Origin of the sequence: Acinetobacter sp. AG3 (genome assembly GCF_022343575.1) — a bacterium.
GTDB lineage: Bacteria > Pseudomonadota > Gammaproteobacteria > Pseudomonadales > Moraxellaceae > Acinetobacter > Acinetobacter guillouiae.
Window position 1 is genome coordinate 4,658,504 of the sequence record NZ_JAKQZD010000001.1, and the last position, 24,457, is coordinate 4,682,960.

General features: G+C 37.5%; 29 protein-coding genes. 16 read left to right on the forward strand and 13 right to left on the reverse strand.

Features of this window, described 5'->3' with window-relative positions; genetic code table 11:
- Positions 1–90: 90 nt before the first annotated feature.
- Complete coding sequence (locus L3V46_RS21710) at positions 91–357, reverse strand: hypothetical protein (protein ID WP_004818138.1); 267 nt, start codon at positions 355–357, stop codon at positions 91–93.
- An 826-nt stretch (positions 358–1,183) separates the two neighbouring features.
- Here L3V46_RS21710 and grpE point away from each other — a divergent pair.
- The 6 genes from grpE to L3V46_RS21740 all read left to right on the forward strand — a co-directional run bounded on the left by grpE (position 1,184) and on the right by L3V46_RS21740 (position 5,671).
- Positions 1,184–1,723, forward strand: a complete 540-nt coding sequence (grpE, locus tag L3V46_RS21715) for a nucleotide exchange factor GrpE (RefSeq protein ID WP_004719014.1) — start codon at positions 1,184–1,186, stop codon at positions 1,721–1,723.
- 166 nt (positions 1,724–1,889) lie between these two features.
- Positions 1,890–3,833: a molecular chaperone DnaK gene (gene dnaK / locus L3V46_RS21720; protein ID WP_004719012.1), complete on the forward strand. Its 1,944-nt coding sequence runs from the start codon at positions 1,890–1,892 to the stop codon at positions 3,831–3,833.
- Positions 3,834–3,922: 89 nt separating this feature from the next.
- Positions 3,923–4,285 (forward strand): MerR family transcriptional regulator, encoded by a 363-nt coding sequence (locus L3V46_RS21725; RefSeq protein ID WP_004818140.1) that lies wholly within the window; start codon positions 3,923–3,925, stop codon positions 4,283–4,285.
- Positions 4,286–4,334: 49 nt separating this feature from the next.
- Positions 4,335–4,631 (forward strand): antibiotic biosynthesis monooxygenase, encoded by a 297-nt coding sequence (locus L3V46_RS21730; protein WP_056515471.1) that lies wholly within the window; start codon positions 4,335–4,337, stop codon positions 4,629–4,631.
- 108 nt (positions 4,632–4,739) lie between these two features.
- Positions 4,740–5,156 (forward strand): hypothetical protein, encoded by a 417-nt coding sequence (locus L3V46_RS21735; RefSeq protein ID WP_239046727.1) that lies wholly within the window; start codon positions 4,740–4,742, stop codon positions 5,154–5,156.
- A 2-nt stretch (positions 5,157–5,158) separates the two neighbouring features.
- Positions 5,159–5,671, forward strand: a complete 513-nt coding sequence (locus L3V46_RS21740) for a hypothetical protein (protein WP_034613280.1) — start codon at positions 5,159–5,161, stop codon at positions 5,669–5,671.
- A 9-nt stretch (positions 5,672–5,680) separates the two neighbouring features.
- Here L3V46_RS21740 and L3V46_RS21745 read toward each other — a convergent pair whose 3' ends face one another.
- Positions 5,681–6,280 (reverse strand): hypothetical protein, encoded by a 600-nt coding sequence (locus tag L3V46_RS21745; protein ID WP_239046728.1) that lies wholly within the window; start codon positions 6,278–6,280, stop codon positions 5,681–5,683.
- Between the two features lie 152 nt (positions 6,281–6,432).
- On the opposite strand from L3V46_RS21745, the gene L3V46_RS21750 reads away from it, so the two are divergent.
- A complete protein-coding gene (locus tag L3V46_RS21750) occupies positions 6,433–7,353 on the forward strand; it encodes a matrixin family metalloprotease (protein ID WP_239046729.1) in 921 nt (306 codons plus the stop codon).
- A gap of 111 nt (positions 7,354–7,464) precedes the next feature.
- Complete coding sequence (locus tag L3V46_RS21755) at positions 7,465–7,848, forward strand: hypothetical protein (RefSeq protein ID WP_154130490.1); 384 nt, start codon at positions 7,465–7,467, stop codon at positions 7,846–7,848.
- Positions 7,849–7,900: 52 nt separating this feature from the next.
- On the opposite strand, the gene L3V46_RS21760 is transcribed toward L3V46_RS21755, so the two are convergent.
- The 5 genes from L3V46_RS21760 to L3V46_RS21780 all read right to left on the reverse strand — a co-directional run bounded on the left by L3V46_RS21760 (position 7,901) and on the right by L3V46_RS21780 (position 12,605).
- Complete coding sequence (locus tag L3V46_RS21760; protein WP_239046730.1) at positions 7,901–9,190, reverse strand: lytic murein transglycosylase; 1,290 nt, start codon at positions 9,188–9,190, stop codon at positions 7,901–7,903.
- Between the two features lie 696 nt (positions 9,191–9,886).
- A complete protein-coding gene (locus tag L3V46_RS21765) occupies positions 9,887–11,008 on the reverse strand; it encodes a 5-(carboxyamino)imidazole ribonucleotide synthase (RefSeq protein ID WP_004718994.1) in 1,122 nt (373 codons plus the stop codon).
- Between the two features lie 16 nt (positions 11,009–11,024).
- Positions 11,025–11,537 carry a 5-(carboxyamino)imidazole ribonucleotide mutase gene (gene purE, locus L3V46_RS21770; RefSeq protein WP_004718991.1) on the reverse strand — a complete coding sequence of 171 codons (513 nt, stop codon included), beginning with the start codon at positions 11,535–11,537 and terminating at the stop codon, positions 11,025–11,027.
- 282 nt (positions 11,538–11,819) lie between these two features.
- Positions 11,820–12,164, reverse strand: coding sequence for a DMT family protein (locus L3V46_RS21775; RefSeq protein ID WP_034613299.1), 345 nt, complete (start codon positions 12,162–12,164; stop codon positions 11,820–11,822).
- A 54-nt stretch (positions 12,165–12,218) separates the two neighbouring features.
- Complete coding sequence (locus L3V46_RS21780; protein WP_239046731.1) at positions 12,219–12,605, reverse strand: hypothetical protein; 387 nt, start codon at positions 12,603–12,605, stop codon at positions 12,219–12,221.
- 224 nt (positions 12,606–12,829) lie between these two features.
- On the opposite strand from L3V46_RS21780, the gene mpl reads away from it, so the two are divergent.
- Positions 12,830–14,197 carry a UDP-N-acetylmuramate:L-alanyl-gamma-D-glutamyl-meso-diaminopimelate ligase gene (gene mpl / locus L3V46_RS21785; protein ID WP_239046732.1) on the forward strand — a complete coding sequence of 456 codons (1,368 nt, stop codon included), beginning with the start codon at positions 12,830–12,832 and terminating at the stop codon, positions 14,195–14,197.
- 44 nt (positions 14,198–14,241) lie between these two features.
- Here mpl and L3V46_RS21790 read toward each other — a convergent pair whose 3' ends face one another.
- The 3 genes from L3V46_RS21790 to L3V46_RS21800 all read right to left on the reverse strand — a co-directional run bounded on the left by L3V46_RS21790 (position 14,242) and on the right by L3V46_RS21800 (position 15,307).
- The gene (locus L3V46_RS21790; protein WP_004818156.1) at positions 14,242–14,619 is read right to left on the reverse strand and encodes a hypothetical protein; all 378 of its coding nucleotides are present in this window, start codon (positions 14,617–14,619) and stop codon (positions 14,242–14,244) included.
- 62 nt (positions 14,620–14,681) lie between these two features.
- Entirely contained in the window at positions 14,682–14,966 is a 285-nt protein-coding gene (locus tag L3V46_RS21795; protein ID WP_004718976.1) for a GNAT family N-acetyltransferase, read from the reverse strand.
- Positions 14,967–15,019: 53 nt separating this feature from the next.
- The gene (locus L3V46_RS21800; protein WP_004818159.1) at positions 15,020–15,307 is read right to left on the reverse strand and encodes a GNAT family N-acetyltransferase; all 288 of its coding nucleotides are present in this window, start codon (positions 15,305–15,307) and stop codon (positions 15,020–15,022) included.
- Between the two features lie 172 nt (positions 15,308–15,479).
- Between L3V46_RS21800 and L3V46_RS21805 the strand changes: the two genes are divergently transcribed.
- The 4 genes from L3V46_RS21805 to L3V46_RS21820 all read left to right on the forward strand — a co-directional run bounded on the left by L3V46_RS21805 (position 15,480) and on the right by L3V46_RS21820 (position 18,956).
- On the forward strand, positions 15,480–16,688 hold the full coding sequence (locus L3V46_RS21805; protein ID WP_239046733.1) for a sugar transporter: 1,209 nt from the start codon (positions 15,480–15,482) through the stop codon (positions 16,686–16,688).
- A 133-nt stretch (positions 16,689–16,821) separates the two neighbouring features.
- On the forward strand, positions 16,822–16,968 hold the full coding sequence (locus L3V46_RS21810; protein WP_171501865.1) for a hypothetical protein: 147 nt from the start codon (positions 16,822–16,824) through the stop codon (positions 16,966–16,968).
- A 191-nt stretch (positions 16,969–17,159) separates the two neighbouring features.
- Positions 17,160–17,699 (forward strand): cysteine hydrolase family protein, encoded by a 540-nt coding sequence (locus tag L3V46_RS21815; RefSeq protein ID WP_239046734.1) that lies wholly within the window; start codon positions 17,160–17,162, stop codon positions 17,697–17,699.
- 291 nt (positions 17,700–17,990) lie between these two features.
- On the forward strand, positions 17,991–18,956 hold the full coding sequence (locus tag L3V46_RS21820) for a TerC family protein (protein WP_034613310.1): 966 nt from the start codon (positions 17,991–17,993) through the stop codon (positions 18,954–18,956).
- Positions 18,957–19,141: 185 nt separating this feature from the next.
- Here L3V46_RS21820 and L3V46_RS21825 read toward each other — a convergent pair whose 3' ends face one another.
- Entirely contained in the window at positions 19,142–19,708 is a 567-nt protein-coding gene (locus tag L3V46_RS21825; RefSeq protein ID WP_239046735.1) for a nucleotidyltransferase family protein, read from the reverse strand.
- A gap of 243 nt (positions 19,709–19,951) precedes the next feature.
- On the opposite strand from L3V46_RS21825, the gene guaD reads away from it, so the two are divergent.
- From guaD to L3V46_RS21840, 3 genes are all read left to right on the forward strand, one after another.
- On the forward strand, positions 19,952–21,283 hold the full coding sequence (gene guaD, locus L3V46_RS21830) for a guanine deaminase (RefSeq protein ID WP_239046736.1): 1,332 nt from the start codon (positions 19,952–19,954) through the stop codon (positions 21,281–21,283).
- Between the two features lie 232 nt (positions 21,284–21,515).
- The gene (hpt, locus tag L3V46_RS21835) at positions 21,516–22,043 is read left to right on the forward strand and encodes a hypoxanthine phosphoribosyltransferase (protein ID WP_004718958.1); all 528 of its coding nucleotides are present in this window, start codon (positions 21,516–21,518) and stop codon (positions 22,041–22,043) included.
- A gap of 198 nt (positions 22,044–22,241) precedes the next feature.
- Positions 22,242–22,493, forward strand: coding sequence for a GlsB/YeaQ/YmgE family stress response membrane protein (locus L3V46_RS21840; RefSeq protein ID WP_004718955.1), 252 nt, complete (start codon positions 22,242–22,244; stop codon positions 22,491–22,493).
- A 68-nt stretch (positions 22,494–22,561) separates the two neighbouring features.
- Here L3V46_RS21840 and L3V46_RS21845 read toward each other — a convergent pair whose 3' ends face one another.
- A complete protein-coding gene (locus L3V46_RS21845; RefSeq protein WP_239046737.1) occupies positions 22,562–23,263 on the reverse strand; it encodes a DsbC family protein in 702 nt (233 codons plus the stop codon).
- A 157-nt stretch (positions 23,264–23,420) separates the two neighbouring features.
- Positions 23,421–24,389, reverse strand: coding sequence for a CDF family Co(II)/Ni(II) efflux transporter DmeF (gene dmeF / locus L3V46_RS21850; RefSeq protein WP_239046738.1), 969 nt, complete (start codon positions 24,387–24,389; stop codon positions 23,421–23,423).
- Positions 24,390–24,457 lie beyond the last annotated feature (68 nt).

A 24,457-nucleotide genomic window follows, 5' to 3' on the forward strand; every position in this document is an offset into this window, starting at 1 on the left:
ATTCTAATTTATTTGTCATCGTGCTTAAATTATTGATAAAAATCAGGCAATGGAGGCATCCATAAATTGCCTGATTTTTTATTTTAAAATTTACTGAGCTGAAGGTTGTTCAACTAAACTTGGGTCATTGGTTGCTTGAGCAGGTTGTGATTGCTGAATCGTCGCATCGCCCTCAACAGCAGTACCTTGTTGAGTCGGATCTACAGTCGCAGTTTGTGCTGATTGCTGTTGATCTGCAGAACCCATTGGTGCTGATTGGGTTGTTTCAGGTGCTTGGGTTGTTTCACTTGATGTACACGCCGTACTCATGACCGCAACACCAGCCAATAGCATAAAAATAAGACCTGATTTTTTCATCATAAATTCCTTTATCACTCTATCAAAAAACGGCAACACAGGACTGCGTTGTCGTGCTGACTATGATTGCTATTTTTTCTGCAAACTTCGTTGAAGCTTGGTTAGACTTTTAAGGTGTTGCCGTATAAGTTATGCAAAGTTTATTAAATCAATGATTTAGATTGACCGATTTTATTTTTCATTATACTTGTTTCATTTCGCTGGATTTTTTGATGGGATTTAATGTGGTTAGGCAAAAGTCAGTCTGATAAAAGATATACTTTTACCATAAAAGTTTCGCATTACTTACATTGTTAATGGCTTTTAACAAGACAAAAAAAAGCTTACCCAAGAAGATTGGATAAGCTATGAAAACGTTGTTCAAACTAAAAAAAGAAACTACAGCCATAGAATCTATGGAGCATGATAATTAAATTATTGCTTTTTCGCAAAGCCTTATTTTCAATAAGTTTAATCGGTTTTACATATGAATTAAGTATTTTAATCTATTCATTCAATTTTAATTTTTGAATTTACTCATCATTTTTGAGCAATAACCGCATCAATTCCCCATAAATTTAAATTTTTAATCTAAAAAAATAATCATTGATTTGATGATTATTCCAACAAAAATATCTTTAAATTTTGGGATTTCTCTCTTAGATCAGCTTTTTTCACTGAATTTTACTAAATAATGTCTAAAACTGCTTGAATTTTAGCGGCTCGCCCACATTTCTTATTCATTAATGAATTAAACGATCATGGCAGTTCAAAAATGAACACAGTGCAAAACTGCTGCCGATAAGGACTGTACATGTTTAAGAACCCATTTAAACGGAGTAAATCAATGGCAACTGAGCAGAATCAAGAAGCCCAAGATATTCAAAACGAGCAAGCCGAACAGCAAACTCAGGCTGAAAATGAACAGGTTGAAGTTACCGTTGAAGCTTTACAGGCTCAAATCAGTCATCTTGAAGAGAGCTTAAAACTCGAAAAAGCACGTACTGCAAATGCAGTTTATGAAGCACAAAAAAGTGTAGAACGTATTCAACGTGATGCTGAAAAGCATAAAGACATCGTGTTAGAAAAGTTTGCGAAAGAATTATTAAATTCTGTCGACAACCTTGAGCGTGCGATTCTCGCAGGTGGTGATGAAGAAACACCTGTACTCGAAGGTGTAAAACTGACCTTGAAATCACTTCTCACCACTTTAGAAAAATTCGGTGTTGTTGAAGCAGACACAACCAATGGTTTTAACGCGGACTTACATCAAGCTGTCGGGATCGACCCAAATGCACAAGCCAACCAAATTGGCACAGTTTTGCAAAAAGGCTACACCTTAAATGGTCGACTACTTCGCCCTGCAATGGTGATGGTTGGTCAATAAGCGTAATAAATAGGAGCTTTTTAAAAATATTTTCATGAATTTTCACAAATCATGACTTGAAAATTTTTGAATGGCTCTCATATCGGATAACAAGAAAATCCCTTTTAACTCCCCTTTGCAAAAAGAGGAAACAAGGGATTCAAAAGAATTTAGAGGAATTTGATTTATGGCTAAAATTATTGGTATTGACTTAGGTACAACGAATTCATGTGTTGCTGTACTTGAAGGCGATAAAGTTAAAGTAATTGAAAATGCTGAAGGTACCCGTACAACACCTTCTATCGTTGCATATAAAGATGGCGAAATTCTTGTGGGTCAATCTGCTAAACGTCAAGCAGTGACTAACCCTAAGAATACATTATTCGCAATCAAGCGTTTAATTGGTCGTAAGTATCAAGACCAAGCAGTACAAAAAGATATCGGTATTGCACCATTCAAAATCATCAAAGCTGATAATGGTGATGCTTGGGTTGAAGTAAACGACAAAAAACTTGCACCGCAACAGATCTCTGCAGAAATTTTGAAAAAAATGAAAAAAACTGCGGAAGATTATTTAGGTGAAACAGTAACAGAAGCTGTTATTACAGTTCCTGCTTACTTCAATGATGCACAACGTCAAGCAACAAAAGATGCTGGTCGTATTGCTGGTCTAGAAGTTAAACGTATCATTAACGAACCAACTGCTGCTGCACTTGCGTTCGGTATGGACAAAAAAGAAGGCGACCGTAAAGTTGCTGTATATGACTTAGGTGGTGGTACATTTGACGTATCAATCATTGAAATCGCTGACTTAGATGGCGACCAACAAATCGAAGTATTGTCAACCAATGGTGATACATTCCTTGGTGGTGAAGACTTTGATAATGCATTGATCGACTATTTGGTTGAAGAGTTCAAGAAAGAGCAAAACTTCAACTTGAAACAAGATCCACTTGCATTACAACGTTTAAAAGAAGCAGCTGAAAAAGCTAAAATTGAGCTTTCTTCATCTAATTCGACTGAAATTAACTTGCCATACATCACTGCGGATGCAACTGGTCCTAAACACTTAGTGATGAATGTAACACGTGCCAAACTAGAAGGTTTAGTTGCTGATTTAGTTGCGCGTACAATTGAGCCTTGCCGTATCGCACTTAAAGATGCAGGTCTTTCGACTTCTGACATCTCTGACGTGATCTTGGTTGGTGGTCAATCACGTATGCCAATGGTTCAACAGAAAGTACAAGAGTTCTTCGGTAAAGAACCTCGTAAAGATGTGAACCCGGATGAAGCTGTTGCGATTGGTGCGGCAATTCAAGGTGCGGTATTGTCTGGTGACAAAACTGACGTACTTTTACTTGACGTAACACCATTAACACTTGGTATCGAAACCATGGGTGGTGTATTAACTGCAATTATTGAGAAAAACACTACGATTCCTGCGAAGAAATCTCAAGTGTTCTCTACAGCAGCAGATAACCAACCAGCGGTAGATATTTCAGTTTACCAAGGTGAACGTAAAATGGCTCAACAAAACAAATTGTTGGGTAACTTCCAATTAGGCGATATTCCACCTGCGCCACGTGGTGTGCCACAAATTGAAGTATCGTTCGACATCAATGCTGATGGTATCTTAAAAGTATCAGCAAAAGACAAGAGCACTGGTAAAGAACAATCGATCCAGATCAAAGCAAACTCTGGTTTGTCTGATGCTGAAATCGAAGCAATGATCAAAGATGCTGAAGCAAATGCTGAAGAAGATCGTAAGTTTGAAGAGCTTGCAAAAGCACGTAACGAAGCTGATGCTTTAGTTGCTTCTGCAAACAAAGCTGTGAAAGATCTTGGCGAACAAGTCACTGCTGATGAAAAAACTGCAATTGAAGCAGCAGTTTCTGAGTTAGAAGTGACTGCAAAAGAAAATGATGTTGATGCGATTAAAGCAAAAACTGAAGCTTTACAAAACATCATTATGCCGATCACTCAACGTGCTTATGAAGCAGCTCAAGGTCAAGGCGGCGCTGAAGGCTTCGATCCTAACCAATTCGGTGGTGATGCAGGTCAACAACAGCAAAAAGCTGATGATGGCGTTGTAGATGCTGAATTCACTGAAGTTAAAGATGACAAAAAATAATTTGTCACTTTAATCTTAGAAAACCGCTCAAGAGATTGAGCGGTTTTTTTATATGATCTATTTTTATCCGTAAAGCTATGGAGTCACTTTTGTTTATCTCTGATATCTCTAAAAAAACTGGACTCTCTATCCATACCCTTCGTTATTATGAACAAATAGGCTTACTGAAAAATATCCATCGTAATCAGTCAGGACGACGTGTATATACCAAACTTGATCTGGAATGGCTTGAATGGGTAAAACGCTTAAAATCAACAGGCATGCCTTTAGAAAAAATGCAAGATTTTGCCCAATTTCGGCTACAAGGAGAACAAACCTTAAAACAAAGACAAGAACTTCTTATTGCGCATTCCGTTCAATTAAAACAAGAAATTCAAAGACTCAAACAAGAACAAAGTATTGTCGACTATAAAATTGAAATATATGCACAAAAAATGCTTGAGCTAGAGTGAACTCGAGCAGTTAATATTTTTGACTCACGATTTGAGTTAGGAGTAGACAATGTTAAGTTCAGGTTTTTACATCACCGCAGAATTAAAAATTAAAGATAAAGACAGAATCTTAGAAACCCGTGAAGCCTTACAAGCATTATGTAAGCTCACTCTTCAACAAGAACCGGGATGTAGCTTATTTCAACTGCATCAATGCCAACAAGAGCCAACCCGTTTACTACTTTGGGAACGCTTCGACTCGGAACAGGCTTACCATGCGCATTTTAAACAGCCCTATACACAACACTATCTTTCCAAAGATTTAACCGAAGTGGTGCAACATTTCGTCAGTGATATTGTGCTATAAAAAAGCTCGAAAAATCACTCCAGTCATCGAGTGGTTTTTCTTATTGATCAATTGCCAATCTTCACTAAATCTTTTATCTTAATTATCACAATAATAATGAGTCAAATGATGAAAAACTCTCCTGCTGTATCCAATATAGTGTATTACAGCTTGATCATAGCGCAATTTATATTGCCTATCATTGCAGCAGTCATCGATATTTACAGTACTGAACCCGAGTTAGAACTTCTGGATAAAACACTTTACCAAGACCCGCAAGCTTGGGAATTGGGAGTGATGTCGATTGCAGGTTTAATCATCCTCATCATCACATTTGGTTTATGTTTAAAAAAAGAATGGGCAAGAAAAGCTTATCTCTATACATTTTTCCCAATATTTCTGATTTATTTTATGCCCTTTATGCACTGGATTTACATGACCAGTTATGCAGCGATATTTAACGATCTGGCCTTTGTTTGTTCTGGAATTTTATTGATGATTTTAGTGACTCCATCACTATATCGACCTATTTTTGAACACGATTAATCATGTATAAAACGCTTGCCATCAGCATTGGCTTATATCTCTTTTTAGAGATTCTATGTCATGGTTTTGCATTTTTTGCAGGGAAAATAGTGAGTAAAGCGGATAAACAAAAGCTCAATCATCCTTTGCACCTTGAATTTACACGGCAAACTTTTTATCGCACCATGTTACTGGTCAGCATTGTATTGATGAGCCATTTTTATACTGAAATTGCCTATTTTGAACAGAATGCTTGGATTCGTTTAACATTGAGTATCAGCATTATTTTACTCATTCTATTTATACTCTGGTGGCTAAATGCTTTTATTCTGCGCCAAGTGGTTTTAAAGCAACAACAATCTGTCACTCCGGTATTTAAACAGAAAATCAGCTATATCATGCTGCATCCTTTACAATTCAAAGCTTTATATATCAGCCCTGACTATTTAAAAAGATCTGTTTGGATGAATCGATTACTTAGTGTTTTTGCTTTTATTCTCTTATTTATTGATATCCAAGTCCTGTTTAACGCTTAAATAAACTGATTAAGTGAATGAACCTTCCATCGCGATGCCCAAACTTAGCGTTATGATGGTAAATAATCCTTTCATCAACAAAAGTAATCCTGCAAATATGCAAATGATCATGATGATTCTTTGCTTTTTGCTCAGGCTTTCACGTATCTGTAAATTATATAGACTGTCAGCTTGTTTTTGCATGGATAAATGATCGGTGATGGTCTGAGAAATCTTATCTTCGATTGGGTTTAATGACGAACCCTCGAGTACCTCTAAACAATAGTGTCCAACATCCAACTCACAATAAAACATCAGCATTGAAGCACGAGAAAAACCATTTTTACTGGCTCTTGCAATACTAGGTGATAGCTTCACAATCTGCTGAAGATCTGTATTGGTGATTTGTGGATGAATCAATAGCATAGGTGCAAGTTTAAATAATGGACCCTCTTGCCAAATTGCATAGCCGCCCTTTTTGCTGATTTTAAAATTTTTAATTTTTTGATTTAAGGCTAAGTCCAGCACTAAACGTGATCGAAATATAAGAAATAGGCTGTAGAAAGCCTTTATCAAACAAGCGATACCAAGGATTAGAGAAATCCAGCCTAAAATCAGCGTTCCATTCATATTGCTGCTTTCCACCTAAAGCTGACTGCTAAAAACATCATCAATTGAAATCAATATTTGTATTGATCACGCAAGCTTTACTTGCTTAAGCATTTGCGATTCTTATATTTTCAGATAAATTATCCACAACAACAATTATTTTTAAATCAATCATGCGTTTTTGGATTCTACTCTGTGTAATTGCCTTTACTGCTTATTTTGCGATACAGCGCATGATGTATCCGCAATTGAATCATAATTCTGCCATTGATCGTATCACGCATCCTTTAGATACTCGCTTACGTTATCGTATTGGCGAGGTAGATCCACGTTTTCATGTCAGTAAACAGCAAGTACAAAATTTGGCACAACAAGCCACGGATATTTGGCATCAAGGGACCATGAAAAGTCTCTTTGTTTATGATGATCATGCCAAACTGACGATTAACTTAATTTATGACGAACGCCAAGCGGAATCTAGCGCCAGAAACCAAGAGTTGCGTATTTTGCAAAATACCCAACAATATACACAAAGTGAAAAGCAAAAAATTCAGCAACTTCACGCTGAATTAGATCGCACCAATGATGAGCTTGATCTGCAAAAAACCAATTATCAACATAAAGTTGACCAGTATAATCAGCTGATCAATACCCTTAATCAATCCCATCAAAATTTAGATGCCACAGCAAGATTGCAGTTAGATCAGCAGAAAAATCAACTGATCATCGAGCAGAACCAACTCAAACAACAGTTAGATATTTATAATCAAAAAGTCTATGAATTAAATCGCCAAGTTGAACAACTCAACGCTGTCAATCAACAATACAATCAATCTGTGGATCACTTTAATAGTCGTTTCCAACCGCGCCAATTTGATAAAGGCGTATTCGATGGTAAAACCATTAATATCTATGAATTTACATCGGACGAAGATTTACGTGTCACGATTGCACATGAGCTTGGGCATGCTTTGGGCTTAGCGCACAATAATGATCCTAAAGCACTCATGTACCCAATGATGAAAGAACAAGATTTGAAAAATTTTAGATTAACCACAGCGGATTTAGCCATGCTAAACTCAAGACAACGATAAGCAAAATTTAGCGATGATTATCAATTTTAAATCCATAATTTATTTATGTATTTAAATCAGTTTTATGCAAAATCATGTTATTGTGAATCCCTGAAGCAATAAATTGAGGAGATGACTGTGAGCTATTATCATATTATTTTAGAAGTAAATGATCATATCAGCACGATTGAGCAAACTCGTGATATTGAAATTTTTGATATTACTGAACTTCAACCTTATCTCCATTCGATTCTGCTGCCTTATTTCAACGAACAGATCATTGAACTAGAAGACGACAATGTCGAGTTTAAAGATGTTCTACACCTTGAAATTAAACAGACCTTATTGCCAATTCAACATTTAATTGAAGAAGAACAAAAACAGTTACCTAGTGATACCGACGTAACCATTACAGCCTATGAAATTTTTAATGATCGTGATCATACACAGGATGTTACCGCTGTTATTTTAGATGTCCTAGAAGCGGTCAAAATTGATCCTTTCGCAATTGAATAATCCACATAAAAAAAGGTCTGCTTATGCAGACCTTTTAAATGAGATCAAATATTTATTGCATCATATTCTTTGCAGCTTCATTTCTAAAAGCTTTTAAAATCTGTTGGCCTGCTCGACCTGTTGGGCTCAACCCTAACTTCACTTGTTCTTGCTGAATAGCCTGACGCGTTTTATCGCCAATCAAGCCATCTGCATCGCCAATCGCATAGCCTTTTTTCAATAAGTAATTTTGAATTTCTCGACGTTCTGTACGAGATGTTCCTGCATCGTCAGTTGGCCATGCGGTTTGAAAACTGCCCTTGCCTTGTAAACGATCAGACAAATGTGCAATTGCCAGTGCATAACTTTCCGCAGCATTATACGAATAAATTGCATCAAAGTTTTTAAACACCAAGAATGCTGGACCATTTGCACCCGCAGGCATCATTAAACCGGCCTGAGCGCCTTCGGATAAATTGCCTTGAATGATTGGAGTACCGTCAACACGAGTAAAACCACGATTTACCCAAGTGCTCAACGATTTTTTATTACGACGACTTTCACCACCTACAGAGGCGCCAGCTGGAATTTTTACTTCAAAGCCCCACGGCATTCCCGTTTGCCAGCCACGTTTTTTCAAAAAGTTTGCTGTTGATGCCAAAGCATCCGAAGTACTTGAAACCAAGTCACGTCGACCATCACCATCAAAATCTACGGCCAACTCTTCATACGTTGAAGGCATAAATTGAGTATGACCAAATGCCCCTGCCCATGAACCTTTTAACTGTTCTTCGCGTAAATCACTTCGTTGTAAAATACGCATTGTGGCAAAGAATTCACCTCGGAAATAACCTTGTCGACGCCCTTCACAACTTAAAGTTCCCAACGCTTGTAATAAAGGATATTTTCCTGAAATGTCACCAAAATTACTTTCCACGCCCCAAACAGCAACAACCGTTTCTGCTGGAACGCCGTAAGCTGCTGAGACACGGTTTAAAACTTCACGATGCTGAGCCAGCATTTGACGGCCTTTCTCTACCCGCTCTTCATCGACCAAACCTGAAAGATAATCCCAAATCGGTGTTGAAAACTCAGGTTGATAATCCAGTTTGCTGATGACTGAATAATCAGGCGTTAGATTTTGCGTATAACGATCAAAGGTTGTGCCACTAACACCTGAACTGATTGCTTGCGAACGTAAATTTGCAATACAGCTTTGAAAATTAGAATTGGGTGTATAGCTTGTATTCGGTGTTGTTGTGATTGGTGAGCTAGATACAGCCTGACCGTTAATGATTAATTCAGCATTGGCATGCGATGCTGCCAACAAAACAGATCCACAAATCAAAGTTAAATGACGCATAATATCCACAAAATGGTTTTAAATTTAAATTATGTGAATACCATAGCAGTCTGTGAATAAAATGACAGATGTAAAAACGTAAATTTTGAATTCATTTTTCGATTTTAAATTCATAACCCACAGTTCACTGTTTTGAATTTAAATATAGTTATCCACACCCCAGCAAACTTATCATTTTTTAAATTCAAAACTTTCACACAAATTTGAATTCAAAAAACATCATTATTTTAGCAACCTTAGCTTTAAATTTAAAATTCCACTCAATCCCATAAAAACTCGCTCAAGTGTTTATTTTTATCCACAATTTGGATTTTGGATTGGTGAATCAAAACTTATCCACAGTCGTTATTTTCACTTCGAGCAAGCAAAAGTTTAAATTTAAAGTTTTAAATTCAAAAAACACCTTCAAGTTAATTTAAATTCAAAGTGGATAACTTTTTGGGTTTTGCTGTTAATACTTTTGAATTCAAATGTTCTAAACCCTTTAAATTTGAACTTTGAATTTAAAAATAGATGCTTGTTTTTCTGTTTATTGAAGCTGTTTTTATCATCATTCTTGTTTTTATATCCCCAGAAAATGATCCATTTTTGGGTCATTGCTTAACGATAAAATAGGGGGAGCGTCATGATACAGAACAGCAGAGTAGAAAAAAGCGGGCAAGAGTTTGACCGCTTTTTTTACATACAAAATCAAGCTTAAATGTTCATATCTTCACTTAATGACAATGGATTCGGTAAAATCTTCGCCAATTGACGACATAAAGTCGTTAATTCAGCAGCATCATTTGGCATCAGGGTGATATGACCAATTTTACGACCTTCACGTTCTGTTTTATTATAAAGGTGTAAATGTGCACCTTTTAACGCTAAAACATCTTCGGATTTAGGATGTTGCCCGATGATATTTACCATCACTGTTGGTCGAACCACTTCGGTTGAACCCAGTGGTAAACCTGCCACAGCGCGAATGTGATTTTCAAATTGCGAACATACTGCGCCTTCAATTGACCAATGCCCAGAGTTATGCACACGTGGTGCCATCTCATTGGCATATAAGCCTTTTTCAGTCACAAACAATTCAAGTGTTAACACACCAACATAGTTCAAATGGTTTAACAATCGGGTGATGTATTCCTGCGCAACGGGCTGTAAATCAGCACTGTTTGGAGCAGGAACTATTGAATGCGAGAGAATACCATTGTGATGATGATTTTCAGCCAAAGGCCAAGTTTTTACATCACCATCAATACCACGCACCGCAATAATTGATACTTCACGAGAAAAAATCACAAAACTTTCAGCGATTAATGATCCTGCTGGTCCTAACTCAGCCCATGCCTGATCAATTTGATCGACTGAACGCAGTACAAATTGACCTTTACCATCATAACCACCTGTCGCAGTTTTAAGTACGATTGGTAAGCCTAATTCACTCACTGCAAGCTTAAGCGTCTCCAATGAATCGACTGCTTTATACGGCGCAACAGGAATTTCCAGCTCATCAAATAAAGCCTTTTCAGAAAGGCGATGTTGTGCGATTGCTAAAGCTTGGCGTGGCGGATACAGATCTTTTTGCTTGGTTAATACATCAACATCAATCAATGGCGTATTTTCAAATTCCAGACTAAAAACATCTGCACTGGCAATAAAATCTTGTAACCCATTTTCAGCTTTAGTGCTAAAAACGTGTCCCAATATTGCAGATGGACAATCCGCATCAGCTTCAAAAAATGTGCATTGGATATTTAATGGGAGCGCAGCTTGCGCCATCATACGGCCGAGTTGACCACCACCAAAGATACCGATGGTTTTATTCATAACCTGTGTCCCGTTTTTAAGCTTGACCCGGAATATTTTTACTTGCCACTTTATCGGTTTGAGCGGCACGGAAATCTGCAACATTTTTTGCAATTTCAGGGCGAGTTAAACCTAAAATTTGAGCGGCCATGATTGCTGCATTGGTTGCACCAGCAGGGCCAATTGCCAATGTGCCAACTGCAATACCTGCAGGCATTTGTACAATAGACAACAAAGAATCAACGCCATTTAAAATTGAAGATTTCACAGGAACACCCAATACAGGCAAATCTGTTTTTGCTGCGCACATTCCTGGTAAATGTGCTGCACCACCAGCACCAGCAATAATCACCTGAATACCACGTTCACGTGCTGTTTCAGCATATTCAAATAAGCGGTCTGGCGTACGATGCGCAGAAACTACTTCGGCTTCAAAAGGAACACCAAGCTGTTTCAGCATATTGGCAGTGTTTTCGAGAGTTGCCCAGTCTGATTGAGAACCCATAATAATTCCAACGAGAGGAGCGTCTTGTACAGCGGCCGCATTCATTGCATATATTCCATAAACGAATGTAAGGAAGTTTAAATACTGGTGATCAGTGTTTAAATGAATATCAAGAAGCTCGCTATTATAGACTGATTTTTCATCTCACGAAAATTTAACAGACGTAGGAAGTCAATTTTTTTTAAGGGAACAACCTAAAAGCCGTTTGATTTGAGAATAAATATGATCTCGAACTCATAAGCAGCAGGAAAATTGCTAAAGATTGGGACATGAGATGAATATGCTGTCTGAGTGAAATCCGTTTTAATTCACATCATCACAGCTCATCTACTGGCTTCTAAACACAAAAAACACGCATCCCATCAAACATAAACCCGCCCATAAATAATCTAATTTAAATGGTTGTTTAAACAAGAAAATCATAAATGGAACAAACACCAACAGTGTGACCACTTCTTGGGTGATTTTCATTTGCCCCAACGACCAACCATGTTGTGCCAATAGACGTGTTGCGGGAATCATAAAGCTGTATTCAAGTAAGGCAATGATCCAACCAAACAAGATCGCTTGCCACAGAGGTGCATCATGTAAGAATTTTAAATGCCCATACCAAGCCAAGGTCATAAAACAGTTGGAGATAATTAGTAATAAAAGGGGGAGAGATAAAGCCATATTGATACCAATTAAATTATCAAGATATATTTTTGAACATTCAATGTCTGAACATTAAAGCGCTAAGGCAATATTTTTACGTTTTTTGAAATAATAAATGAGCGAGCCTATTTCCAAAGTACCAAACAACAATACAGTATCGAATACTTGTTTCAATAGCGATTGATCATCATAAAATGAGCTTAATAGACCAATTAAAGCAACCCAAATGAGATGAAAAATTAATCCATTTTTTAATTTGTGATCTTTTGAGTCTTTTGTATTGAGGTATCCCATCCAAATAAACGCAAAATATTGGAAGAAGATTAAAATTACAGCTGCGACCATTAAAGGTATGGATATTATTTTTGCAATGCCTGCTATCAAAGCAGAAACAATAAGCAAAAAAATAAAATACGCGATATTTTTAATCAGCAGAAAGATAAAATCATGTATATCCATTTTTAATAGATAATTCAGAGTGTTCAATCGATATTAGCATTGATAGAAGAATAAAAATACCAAGTGAGAGTTCATTATTTTCAATAAAAACCCACCTTTAAAATCGTAACAAGAAAAACTATCTTTTCGCCTTAACCCTTGCTATCGTTGCTTTCAAATCAAATGAAACGGCTACACCACAACAACAAAGTGATGTGTCTATAAAAGCACTGGAGTTAACACGAATGCATCTGCATATTTTGGGTATTTGCGGCACCTTTATGGGTTCATTGGCGCTATTGGCGCGTGATTTAGGACATAAGGTCACCGGTTCAGATGCGAACGTTTATCCACCGATGTCGACCCAACTCGAAAATGCTGGCATTACCTTAATGCAAGGCTATGACCGTAGTCATTTACAACCACATCCAGATCTTGTCATTGTAGGCAATGCAATGAAGCGTGGTATAGATGCGGTGGAATATATGCTCAATGAAGGTTTAGCATATATTTCAGGTCCACAATTCCTTGCTGACCATGTTTTGCAAGGTAAACATGTGCTTGGTGTTGCAGGTACCCATGGTAAAACCACAACAACAACAATGCTGGCTTGGGTACTGGATCAAGCAGGTTTAAATCCAGGCTTTTTAATTGGTGGTGTACCTTTAGGCTTTAGTGAAAGCGCACGTTTAGGTAGTGGAAAATATTTCTGTGTAGAAGCAGATGAATATGACTCTGCTTTTTTTGATAAACGCTCTAAGTTCGTACATTACCATCCAAAAACTGCGATTTTAAATAATCTTGAATTTGACCATGCCGATATTTTTGATGATTTAGCAGCGATTCAAAAACAATTCCATCATTTGGTCCGTACCATTCCAAGTGAAGGTCGTATTATTGCCCCGATCACTGAAACCAATATCGATGAAGTGTTGCAAATGGGTTGTTGGACACCTGTCGTAAGGACTTCACTTGACGCCAATAACAATGCTGAAGTTTATGCTGAACAGCTTTCTACGGATGGTTCACATTTTAAAGTGCTTCAACACGGCGTAGTAAAAGGTGAAGTGAAGTGGAATATGACAGGTCAACACAGTGTTGCCAATGCTTTGGCAACCATTGCAGCAGCTGAACATGTCGGCGTTTCAATTGAAACAGCATGTGAAGCCTTATCGAATTTTGGTGGGGTGAAACGCCGAATGGAATTACTTGATACAGTGAATGGTATTGAGATATATGATGACTTTGCCCATCACCCAACTGCGATTGATACAACGCTTGAAGGTGCACGTAAACGTTTAGGTGAGCGTAAGCTTTGGGCGATTATTGAACCACGTTCAAACACCATGCGTATGGGCAGTCATAAAGATGGCTTGGCACATTCTGCACGTCTTGCAGATGAAGTGATGTGGTATCAACCTGAAGGTCTGGACTGGGATTTACAGCCTGTCATTGACGCTGCAACCAATAAAGCCGTTGTGGCTCGTACACTGGATGACATTATCAGTACCGTTGTTACACAAGCAGGTGAGGGCGATGCTGTGGTGATTATGTCCAATGGTGGTTTTGGTGGATTACATCAAAAATTGATTGCAGCATTAAAAGCAAAATAAGTCGAAATAACGTGTAGAAAACCCACAAAATTTTGTGGGTTTTTTTATTGATTTACTGAGGGTGTACTTTCAATAAGTTTAAAATCCTTAAGCTTGACCCAACCTTCAACCAGATCATCTTCTATATTTTGATTTGGATCATTAAATATCACATAAACCCAGTGTTGTTTTTTTCTGTCTTTATAGATTGAATAAGCCGTGACATTATCATTTTGAAGCACAAAAGTATCATTCATCTTACAGATGTTTTTGGGCGCTGAATAAAAATAAATACGATGTTTAGATTTGCCTAACAACTCCCAACGTGGCTGTATTTCTTGCTCTTTTTTATAGGTTTGTAAATTTAATTCAAAACAACTCATTGCTAAACTGAACGATGAACTGCTCAATAACAATACAGTGATTATCATTTTTTTAAACATGTTTAATCTTCTAACCGAATCTGAATCTGAACGGCCCAATGAGTATTGGGCACACAATAAAGCTAAGCTTTCACATCGACAAAACTTTTATCACGTCTAAACATGACTTCGACATAGGAACAAGTGGGTACAATTTTAAGCTGCTTTTCACGTGCAAACTCAACCAAAGTATCCAACAACTGACGCGCAATTCCTTGACCACGCAAGGAGTCATCTACCCAAGTATGGTTCGCAATGATCTGATGCTCACCATGCCATAAATAACTGATCTCAGCAATTCGCTTACCTTGTTCATTATCAAAGTAAAATTCACCTTTTTGTTGATTATCTACATGTTGGAATTGCATATATTCTTTCTCATGGATGTTCTATAACACAATCCCACTGTAGCAAAGCAAACTTAAGATTTCAAAACATCATGAATCGATTGATCTTTATCAAATACTGATTTTGAAAAAGGGCAGAGTGGAATAATTTTCACATTCTTTGAGCGAGCCATCTCTACAACTTGATCTAATAATTTTCGACCTACACTTTGACCACGCAATTCATCTTCTACAAGTGTATGGTCAATAATCAACATATTTTCACCCGCCCATGTGTACGCCATTTCAGCCAAATGGTGACCTTCTTCACCAATATAAAATTCACCTTTTTTACCATCATCTTTATGTCTGATTTCTAACATTTTATTTACTCTTATATACGTTTAAATTTATAGGCCTATTCAAAATGCCATAACTATATTTGAATTATTGTTAAATTTTGTCTGACAGTTTTATTTTTGATACAACAAACTTAGCTTAACTTTATCCACAATTCAGCCTAAAATTTAGCACTAACCTCTTTTAATATTGACCATGTCTGCCTTATCTCCCCAAACTCCAGCACCACAATCTGCCCCCAGTGAATCCCAGCAATGGATCAGTGTGATTAGCCTTGCTTTCGCAGCATTTATTTTCAATACCACAGAATTCGTTCCTGTTGCTTTGCTGAGCGACATTGGAAAAAGCTTTGCGATGCCTGCAACTGATGTTGGCATCATGATTACTCTATATGCATGGGTTGTTGCACCCATTTCATTGCCGATCATGTTATTGACCAAAAATATTGAACGGCGCTTTTTACTGATCATCTTATTTATGGTTTTTGTGGCCAGTCATGCATTATCTTATTTTGCATGGAGTTTCGATGTACTCTTGATCAGTCGAATTGGTATCGCATTTTCTCATGCTTTATTTTGGTCAATCACTGCATCACTGGCAGTGCGAGTCGCACCCAAAGGTAAAGAATTTCAAGCTTTGGGGCTATTGGCCACAGGTACGGCATTGGCGATGGTTTTAGGTATTCCATTTGGACGAATGATTGGTGAATCTTATGGTTGGCGTAATACTTTTGCTTTGATTGCAATTGGTGCGGCTATAGTTTGCGTCATCTTAGCCAAAACATTACCACGCTTACCAAGCGTCAATTCAGGTTCTCTGAGTAGTTTAAAGGTATTTTTAAAACGCCCAAGCCTGATAATTGTTTTTGCTCTGACCATTATTGTGATTACCGCACAATTTACCGCATACAGTTATATCGAACCTTTTGCTCTGAATGTTGCGCATTTTAGCTCGACACAAACCACAACCTTATTATTAATCTATGGCGCAGCGGGTTTCTTTGGCTCTTATTTATTTGGTAAATTTGCCAAAAAATATCCAAAATTTCCAATACCGTTAAGTAGTGCTGTACTGGCTGTTTCGATGTTATTGTTGACTTCACTGAGCACTGATTTTACCAGTTTTAGTCTACTGAGTTTATTTTGGGGCATGGCGATTATTTGCTTTAGCTTAGCTCAACAAGCCAAAACCTTGGCTTTAGCTTCTGATGCCACTGATGTCGCCATGGCGATTTATTCAGGACTTTACAATGTGGGTATTGGTGGTGGCGCTTTGCTTGGTGGCATAGTGACCACCAATTATGGGCTCAATCATATCGGCATCGTTGGCGGTATAATCGCTGTTCTTGGGACCCTGTTAGCTTTAGTGCTTGTACAACGTAAAGATTTTATTCAAAAAATATAAATATCTTTTTACAAGTTTTAAAGTGACATGCTGAGTTAAAAACTTTAATTTGATAAAAGTTAACTTGGCTTTAAGGTCAAAAAAGACATCGTGCGAACAGTCAAGGTGTATGTAGGTATCAAGGAGCAATTCGATGGCATTGACCACCTCACCCAAGGAAAAACCGAACACTTCAGAAAAGCCTCGAGTCTTGACCCAATCTGAGATCACAGCACTACGACAAGACATGAAGCAGTCAATTGCGTGGGCACAAGCTGAACTGCGCCGTCGACACAACTAACCCAGTGCGGACGTAAAGTCCGATATAGGCAATAACTGCAATGCAAGCAATCATTTTATTTAAATTATTAACCACCACACTGCATCGGCAGTGTGGACGTATACATTTAAAATAAAATGTAGAAACCAACCCTGCCAATGAGCGGGGTTATTTTTTGCTCCGTGATTTGGTCAATATTTACGGAGAAACTCATGTCTGAGTATCACAATAAACAAGCCTTACTGGTTATTGATCTACAAAATGGTCTATTTCATGCGCAACATCCTCCATTTCAAGCTGAGCAATTGTTGAAAAACGTTAATCAGCTCATTGAATATGCGCGTGTTAAACACATTCCGATTTTTGCGATACGTCATGTTGGTTTAGCAGACACAGGACTCGCCCCAAATAGTCCAATGACTCAACTGATCGCTGAATTAAATATTGATCCTAATACAGATTACCTTTTAGAAAAAACACGGCCAAATTGCTTTTTCCAAACAGATTTAGCACAACAATTAGAGTCTTTAAATGTTGAAGAAGTGATCATCTGTGGTTTAAAAACTGAATTTTGTATCGATAGCACAAGCCGTGCGGCAAAAGACTTAAATTATAAAGTGATATTAATTTCAGATGCGCATAGCACAATCGATTCAAAGGTTCTCAATGCTGACCGTATTATTCAGCATCATAATTCAACGCTTAATCAAGCTTTTGTTGCGCTAAAAACCAGCGCAGAATTTTGTACATAAAATAAACTACATAAAAATACATTCAAAATTTGCACATTTTAAATAAATATGCGATTCTCACTAGATATTAAGAAATGAAAGATTTCTTACACAGTATATTGAACAAGGGGAGTAGCCTCCTTTATCAGAATATCGTCATTACGCTTTGAAAAAAGCCGGTATCTGAGCATTTGAGATTGATGTACATAACTCAAATGTAGGCAAGACCTTGATCATGTTGACACAGATGTTTAATCATCTGGCAACAGGTCAAGGTTTTTTTATGCCTGATTGCCAGATTCGGAGAGTTTTATGGAAACTATTGGCAATCCATGGCTGTATCTAGCGTTCTTCGCTATTGTTATTGTCATGCTACTGATCGACTTTTTAGGTTTTAAACAAAAAGAAGGGCAAGAAGTCAAAATTAAAACTGCTGCCTACTGGAGCATTGCATGGGTCAGTGTTGCAGCGTTATTTGGTGGTGGTTTATGGCTGTATCTACAACAAACCGCGGGTGTTTCTATTGCCAATAGCAAAGTCATGGAATACTTTGCAGGTTATCTACTTGAAAAATCATTAGCGATCGACAATGTCTTTGTCTGGTTGATGATCTTTGCTGCATTTGCGATTCCACAAGGCTTACAACGTAAAATTCTGCTCTATGGTGTATTAGGTGCAATTATTTTACGTACCATCTTTATTTTTATTGGTGCATGGTTCGTTCAAGAATTCTCTTGGGTGCTTTATCTCTTTGGTGCTTTCTTGGTTTATACAGGCTATAAATTCCTTAAAGGACAGGATGATGAAGAAACCAATATCGAAGATATGGCTATTCTCAAGTGGTTGCGTAAACACATGCGAATCACCCCAAAATTAGAAGGTGCTCAATTCTTTGTTCGTCAAAATGGTGTGTTGTGGGCAACCCCGTTATTCCTTGTCTTAATTTTAGTTGAAGCTTCAGATGTAATTTTCGCGGTCGATTCTATTCCAGCGATTTTTGCGGTGACCAGTGATCCCTTTATTGTCTTAACTGCGAATTTAATGGCAATCTTAGGTCTACGTGCAATGTTCTTCTTATTGTCGGGTGCCGCGTCTAAAATGCATTACTTGCCTTATGGCCTAGGCATCATCTTAGTCTTCATTGGCTTTAAAATGTTAATGCTGGATGTCTTCCATATGCCGATTTGGATTTCGTTAGGTTTTATTGTGATTGTCTTGGCAATTACCGCTTGGCTCTCTATTCGCCATAGCAAAAAACACCATGAAACAACCTTATAAACACTAGATCAAGCCTTCCAATTGGAAGGCTTTTTTATGATCAACAATAATATTCAACGATTTAAATTGTATGGACAGTATTGAAATGAGATCTTTATCCATCAGCATAATCATCTGTTGTAATAGCCATCTGTTGTCTTGGAGTATGATCTTCACTATGGTTTGATTAATTTAAATCTGATCGCCTAATCATCCACAACAAGCAGCTTTTCCCATCTGGTTAAAAACTGTTTAGCCTGAATCCGTGCTAAAAAAACTGGATAACTGACCAAACGTTTATTCCATCTCAATTTTAATTCAAACAAATCATTTAGCCCAAACGGCGCAATAATTTCGATATCATCATTTTCAAGTAAACGTACTGCAATTGCGGTTGCCGTTTCAACCCATACGGATAAAGCATCGAATACGGATTGGTATTGAGAGATAGAGCTTCCATCATCTGTTTTATACCACAAATGCACATAGGCTTGATTAACCACATCCCATTCATTATTGGGAAATTTTTGCTTTAACAATTCAGTCAAACGTTGCTCTTTAAGGCCTTGTTGATCATTTAAATCATAGAAAATCACATCGATTTCAATCTGATCAAATCCATAAGACTGATGATGTAAAATAGACCATACCAAGTTACGAATTACACCTGCACTCAAATATGCATGTGCATGAATATCTCGCAAATACTGTAATCGAAGCATCAATTCAGGACATGAATAGATAAGCTGTTTTAACTGTCGGTTATAATCCATTGTTGTCTTATTTCACCATTTTCCAAGACTGTAGTGATTGTTGCTATCAAAATAAACTTACAATATAGAATATGCCTTTAGCCGCTAATTTTAGTTATATTTCGATAAAAACTTCACTGTGCTAAAACAATAAAAAATAACGTTATTCAATTTTTTAGAATGCTTTCGCGCAAAACTGCATACAGCACCTGATACAAATTTCAGGTACAATCAATCGAAAAAAGGATAAATTGCAGGTTCTACATGTCTTGTGTTGTACAGAAAACAGCGGTTCGTGGGCGTTTTCTTGATATTAAAAATACCGTTTCTCAAGCAGCTCAAATATTAGATCAAGTTCGTTATATCGAAGATGGTTTACTGATCACAGAGCAAGGCAAAATCACATGGTTTGGCCCTTGGGAAGATGCACAGTCTCACCTGACAGATGATATTCAAATTGATCACTACCCAGAACAACTGATTGTGCCTGGTTTTATTGACACCCATATTCATTTTCCACAAACAGAAATGGTGGGTGCATATGGTGAACAACTTTTAGAATGGTTAAATACCTATACTTTTCCAACAGAAATTCAGTTTGCAGATAAAAACTATGCCGACAAAATCGCACAGTTTTTTGTCCAAGAATTACTTAAAAATGGCACCACGACAGCACTGGTTTTTTGTACGGTACATCCCCAATCAGTCGATGCCTTATTTGAAGCGGCAGAACAGCATCAGATGCGTTTAATCGCAGGTAAAGCCATGATGGATCGTCATGCACCTGAAGCACTCACAGATACTGCTGAAAGCGCATATATTGACTCTAAAGCACTGATTGAAAAATGGCATGATAAAGGTCGTAACCTATATGCCATTACTCCGCGTTTTGCACCAACCTCTACACCTGAGCAATTGGCAAAAGCAGGGCAGTTAAAAGCAGAGTATCCAACGGTATATGTGCATACCCATCTTAGTGAAAATAAAAATGAAATTGCATGGGTCAAAGACTTATTCCCAGAGCAGAAAGGTTATCTGGATGTCTATCACCACTATGGTTTAACAGGAGAGCGTTCTGTTTTCGCACATTGTGTTCATTTAGAGGAGCATGAGTGGGATTGCATGCATGCAACTGATTCAGCAATTGCATTTTGCCCGACATCAAACTTATTTTTGGGAAGTGGTTTATTCCCATTAAAAAAATCCTGGGAAAAACAGGTCAAAGTCGGCTTAGGAACTGACATTGGTGCAGGAACAGCCTTTTGCCAATTACAAACCCTCAATGAAGCCTACAAAGTGCAACAACTCCAAGGTGATAAACTTTCGGCGATGGAATCACTTTATCATGCAACGCTTGGTGGAGCGAAAGCGTTACATTTGGATGCGCAATTGGGCAATTTCAATATCGGTAAAGAAGCCGATTTTGTTGTGCTAGATTTAAAAGCAACGGCGCTACAACAACTGCGTCAGGAACGTGCTAAAAACATAGACGATGCATTATTTGCCTTATTTACCATGGGGGATGATCGCAATATTCAAGCCACCTATATTTATGGACAAAAAGCTTATGAGCAAAACCAAACAAAAACCGCGTAAATCAAAGAAAAAACTGATTTTGATTGGTACAGTTTTTGTGATTTGTGCATTCGTTTTAAAACGTGATGCACATTGATCATTTCGGCTTAAATTAGGGCATTTACATTTTCAAATGTCAAAAAAGATGCATCTTGATCTGATATGTTTTAAAATTATGTCATCTTTTAGGGTGTTGCTAGTCAACACCTTTTTTAATTTTAGAATTTGATGTTTAGGTTTTTAGGTATTTCCCATGACTATTGAAATGAAAGTGATGATTTCTGCTGAAGAAATTCATGCAAAAGTTCAGGAACTTGGTAAAAAAATTGATGCACATTATGCCAATAGCGATAAAGAGCTTGTCTTAATTGGTTTATTGCGTGGTTCAGTGATTTTTATGGCTGATTTATGTCGTGCAATCAGCAAGACTCACGAACTCGATTTTATGACCGTTTCAAGCTATGGTGGCAGTACAACATCTTCTCGTGATGTCAGAATCCTCAAAGATTTAGACGGCGAAATTCGCGGTAAAGATATCTTAGTCGTGGAAGATATTATTGACTCTGGCAATACCTTAAGCAAAGTATTGGAAATTTTAAGCACACGTCATCCCAACTCGATCGAGCTGTGTACTTTAGTCAGCAAACCGTCTCGCCGTGAAATCGATTTAGATGTGAAATTTCTGGGCTTTGAAGTTGAAGATAAATTCATTGTGGGCTATGGCTTAGACTACGATCAAAAATACCGTCATATTCCGTTTATCGGGGAAATTGGTCTTTAATTGAGACCTCACCACATCATTTTAACTAAAATGAGTTAAGCGACTTCGGTCGCTTTTTTTATTTTTTTAGCTTTCATAGTGAACAAAAATGCAACAACTTGTAGCAAATAAGCGCTTTTACTTCACTAGAGAATATTTGATTATTAAACTAATTCGATGCAGTAACTCACGACAAAATAAAGAAAAAGGAGAAAGATTATGATGTCACTGATTAGTGCAATTGTGATTGGTTTTATTGCTGGTTTAATTGCACGTGCAATTCACCCAGGTGATGACAAAGCTGGCTTCATTGTAACAACAGCACTCGGTATTGTAGGTTCATTGGTTGCAACCTATGGAGGTCAATTACTCGGCCTATATCCAAAAGGTGCATCAGCTGGATTTATTGCCTCAGTCATTGGTGCAATAGTGGTACTCTTTATCTATAACATGATTGCCAAACGTACTTAAATTTTCTCCTCAATATAAAAGCACCCTCGATGGGTGCTTTTTTACGCTGTCAGCATTCTAAGTGCTGTTTATAATCCAAAATTTTTCCATATTTTCTCAATTTCTTCGGCAGGGTAGGCACCCATCACCTTATAACCATTTGAGAAAATAATTGCTGGTGTTCCATGCAAACCTAATTTTTTACCCAATTCCAAATTACGTTCGATTGGCGTTGCACAATTTGCTGGTGCTGTCGGTTTAATCCCATTTTGAATCAAATTTTTCCATGCATATTCTTTATTTGCAGAACACCATACTTGCTTAGATGGCAAAATCGATTGTGCTTTGATGGCATAGATAAATGTATAAATTGTCACATCATTGAGCTTGGCTAAATTCCCTTCAAGCGTCTTGCAATATGGGCAATTTGGGTCAGAAAAGATTGCAAGCTGACGCTTTCCATTCCCCCTGACTGTTTTTACCGCATCATTCAAAGGTAATGCTTTAAAATCTATCGTATTTTCTTTAACTGCTAAATCTTTGGTTAAATTATGCTGATCTTTCAAACGAATCATTGAACCAATAAATAAATGCTGGGCATCCTCATTGAGATAAACAATTTGATTATCCAAGGTCCCACTATATAAACCCTGCATTTCTGTTGTTTGCAGATTATTAATTTTTACATTGGGATACTGCTGCACTAATTTTGCTTTCACAGTCTCAACACTGGCAAAACCAGCTGTACAAAAAGCCAGACTTAAGCTCAATGCGATAAATTGCTTTAACATAAATCGATAAAATCAAAATAAATATTGAGATGCATTAAAGCATAATTCATCAACTGACTTGTTTAAAAACTGTGATTGATCCTTATCTCTGTTTGCAATAGTTCTCTACCATTCACAGCACATTGAACTGTTAAAAAAAGCTGTACTTTATTCTTGCTCAGGTTTCACGTGAAACCCAACTAAACATCGCGGTTTTGTTGATTTCAACAGAAATATGCACCAATTGTTTATGAATAGATAAAGCGTGGCGTATCTGATCTGCATTTAAATTTTTATCATTGGATTCAAGCGCCAAAATCACTGAAAATTTGCCTTTAGCCACTTTCCACACATGAATATCGGTTATTTGGGCTTCAACATTTAGACGCTCAATCACTTCATGTACGTCTTCAACTATAGGATGATCCATTTCCGCATCTAACAATGTTTGGGCCGTTTCTTTGATTAAACCATATGACCAACGCCCGACTAAAATGGCCCCAACAATCCCCAATACAGCATCTAAAAAATCCCACCCCAAATACTTTGCAGCAAAAAGAGCAATAATCGCCAAGACAGAGGTCAGTGCATCTGCAACCACATGTAAAAACGCAGCTTTTTGATTTAAATCATGTCCATGATGGTCATTATGCGTATGTGAATGATGGTGATGGTGATGGTGATGGTGATGGTCAGCATGATCGTGTAATAACCATGCACAAACCAAATTGACCAGTAAACCTAAAATAGCAATCAAAATCGCTTCATTATAATGAATCTGTACAGGATGGAATAAACGCACTAGCGACTGGACGGCCATAAATAAGGCCACCACCATTAATAGAATTGCACTGCTATAGCCAGCAAGAATTTCAATTTTCCATGTGCCAAAACTAAAACGAGAATCCTGCGCATAATAACGAGCAGCTCGATAAGCAGCATAAGCCAAACCTAATGCCAGCATATGCGAACTCATATGCCAACCATCTGCGAGTAAGGCCATAGAATTAAAAATCCAGCCTCCCGCAATCTCAAAAATCATCATTAATCCGGTCAAAATAGTCGCCCATAAGATTTTCTTTTGCGCTAAAGGATTACCTTGATCAAATTGATGGCTATGCTTTCGCTGAATGGTTTTGAATTGCATGAGGCATGATCCTATATACTCTCCCCGAGTATATAATTTCAATTTAAAATATACTATAAGGGAGTATA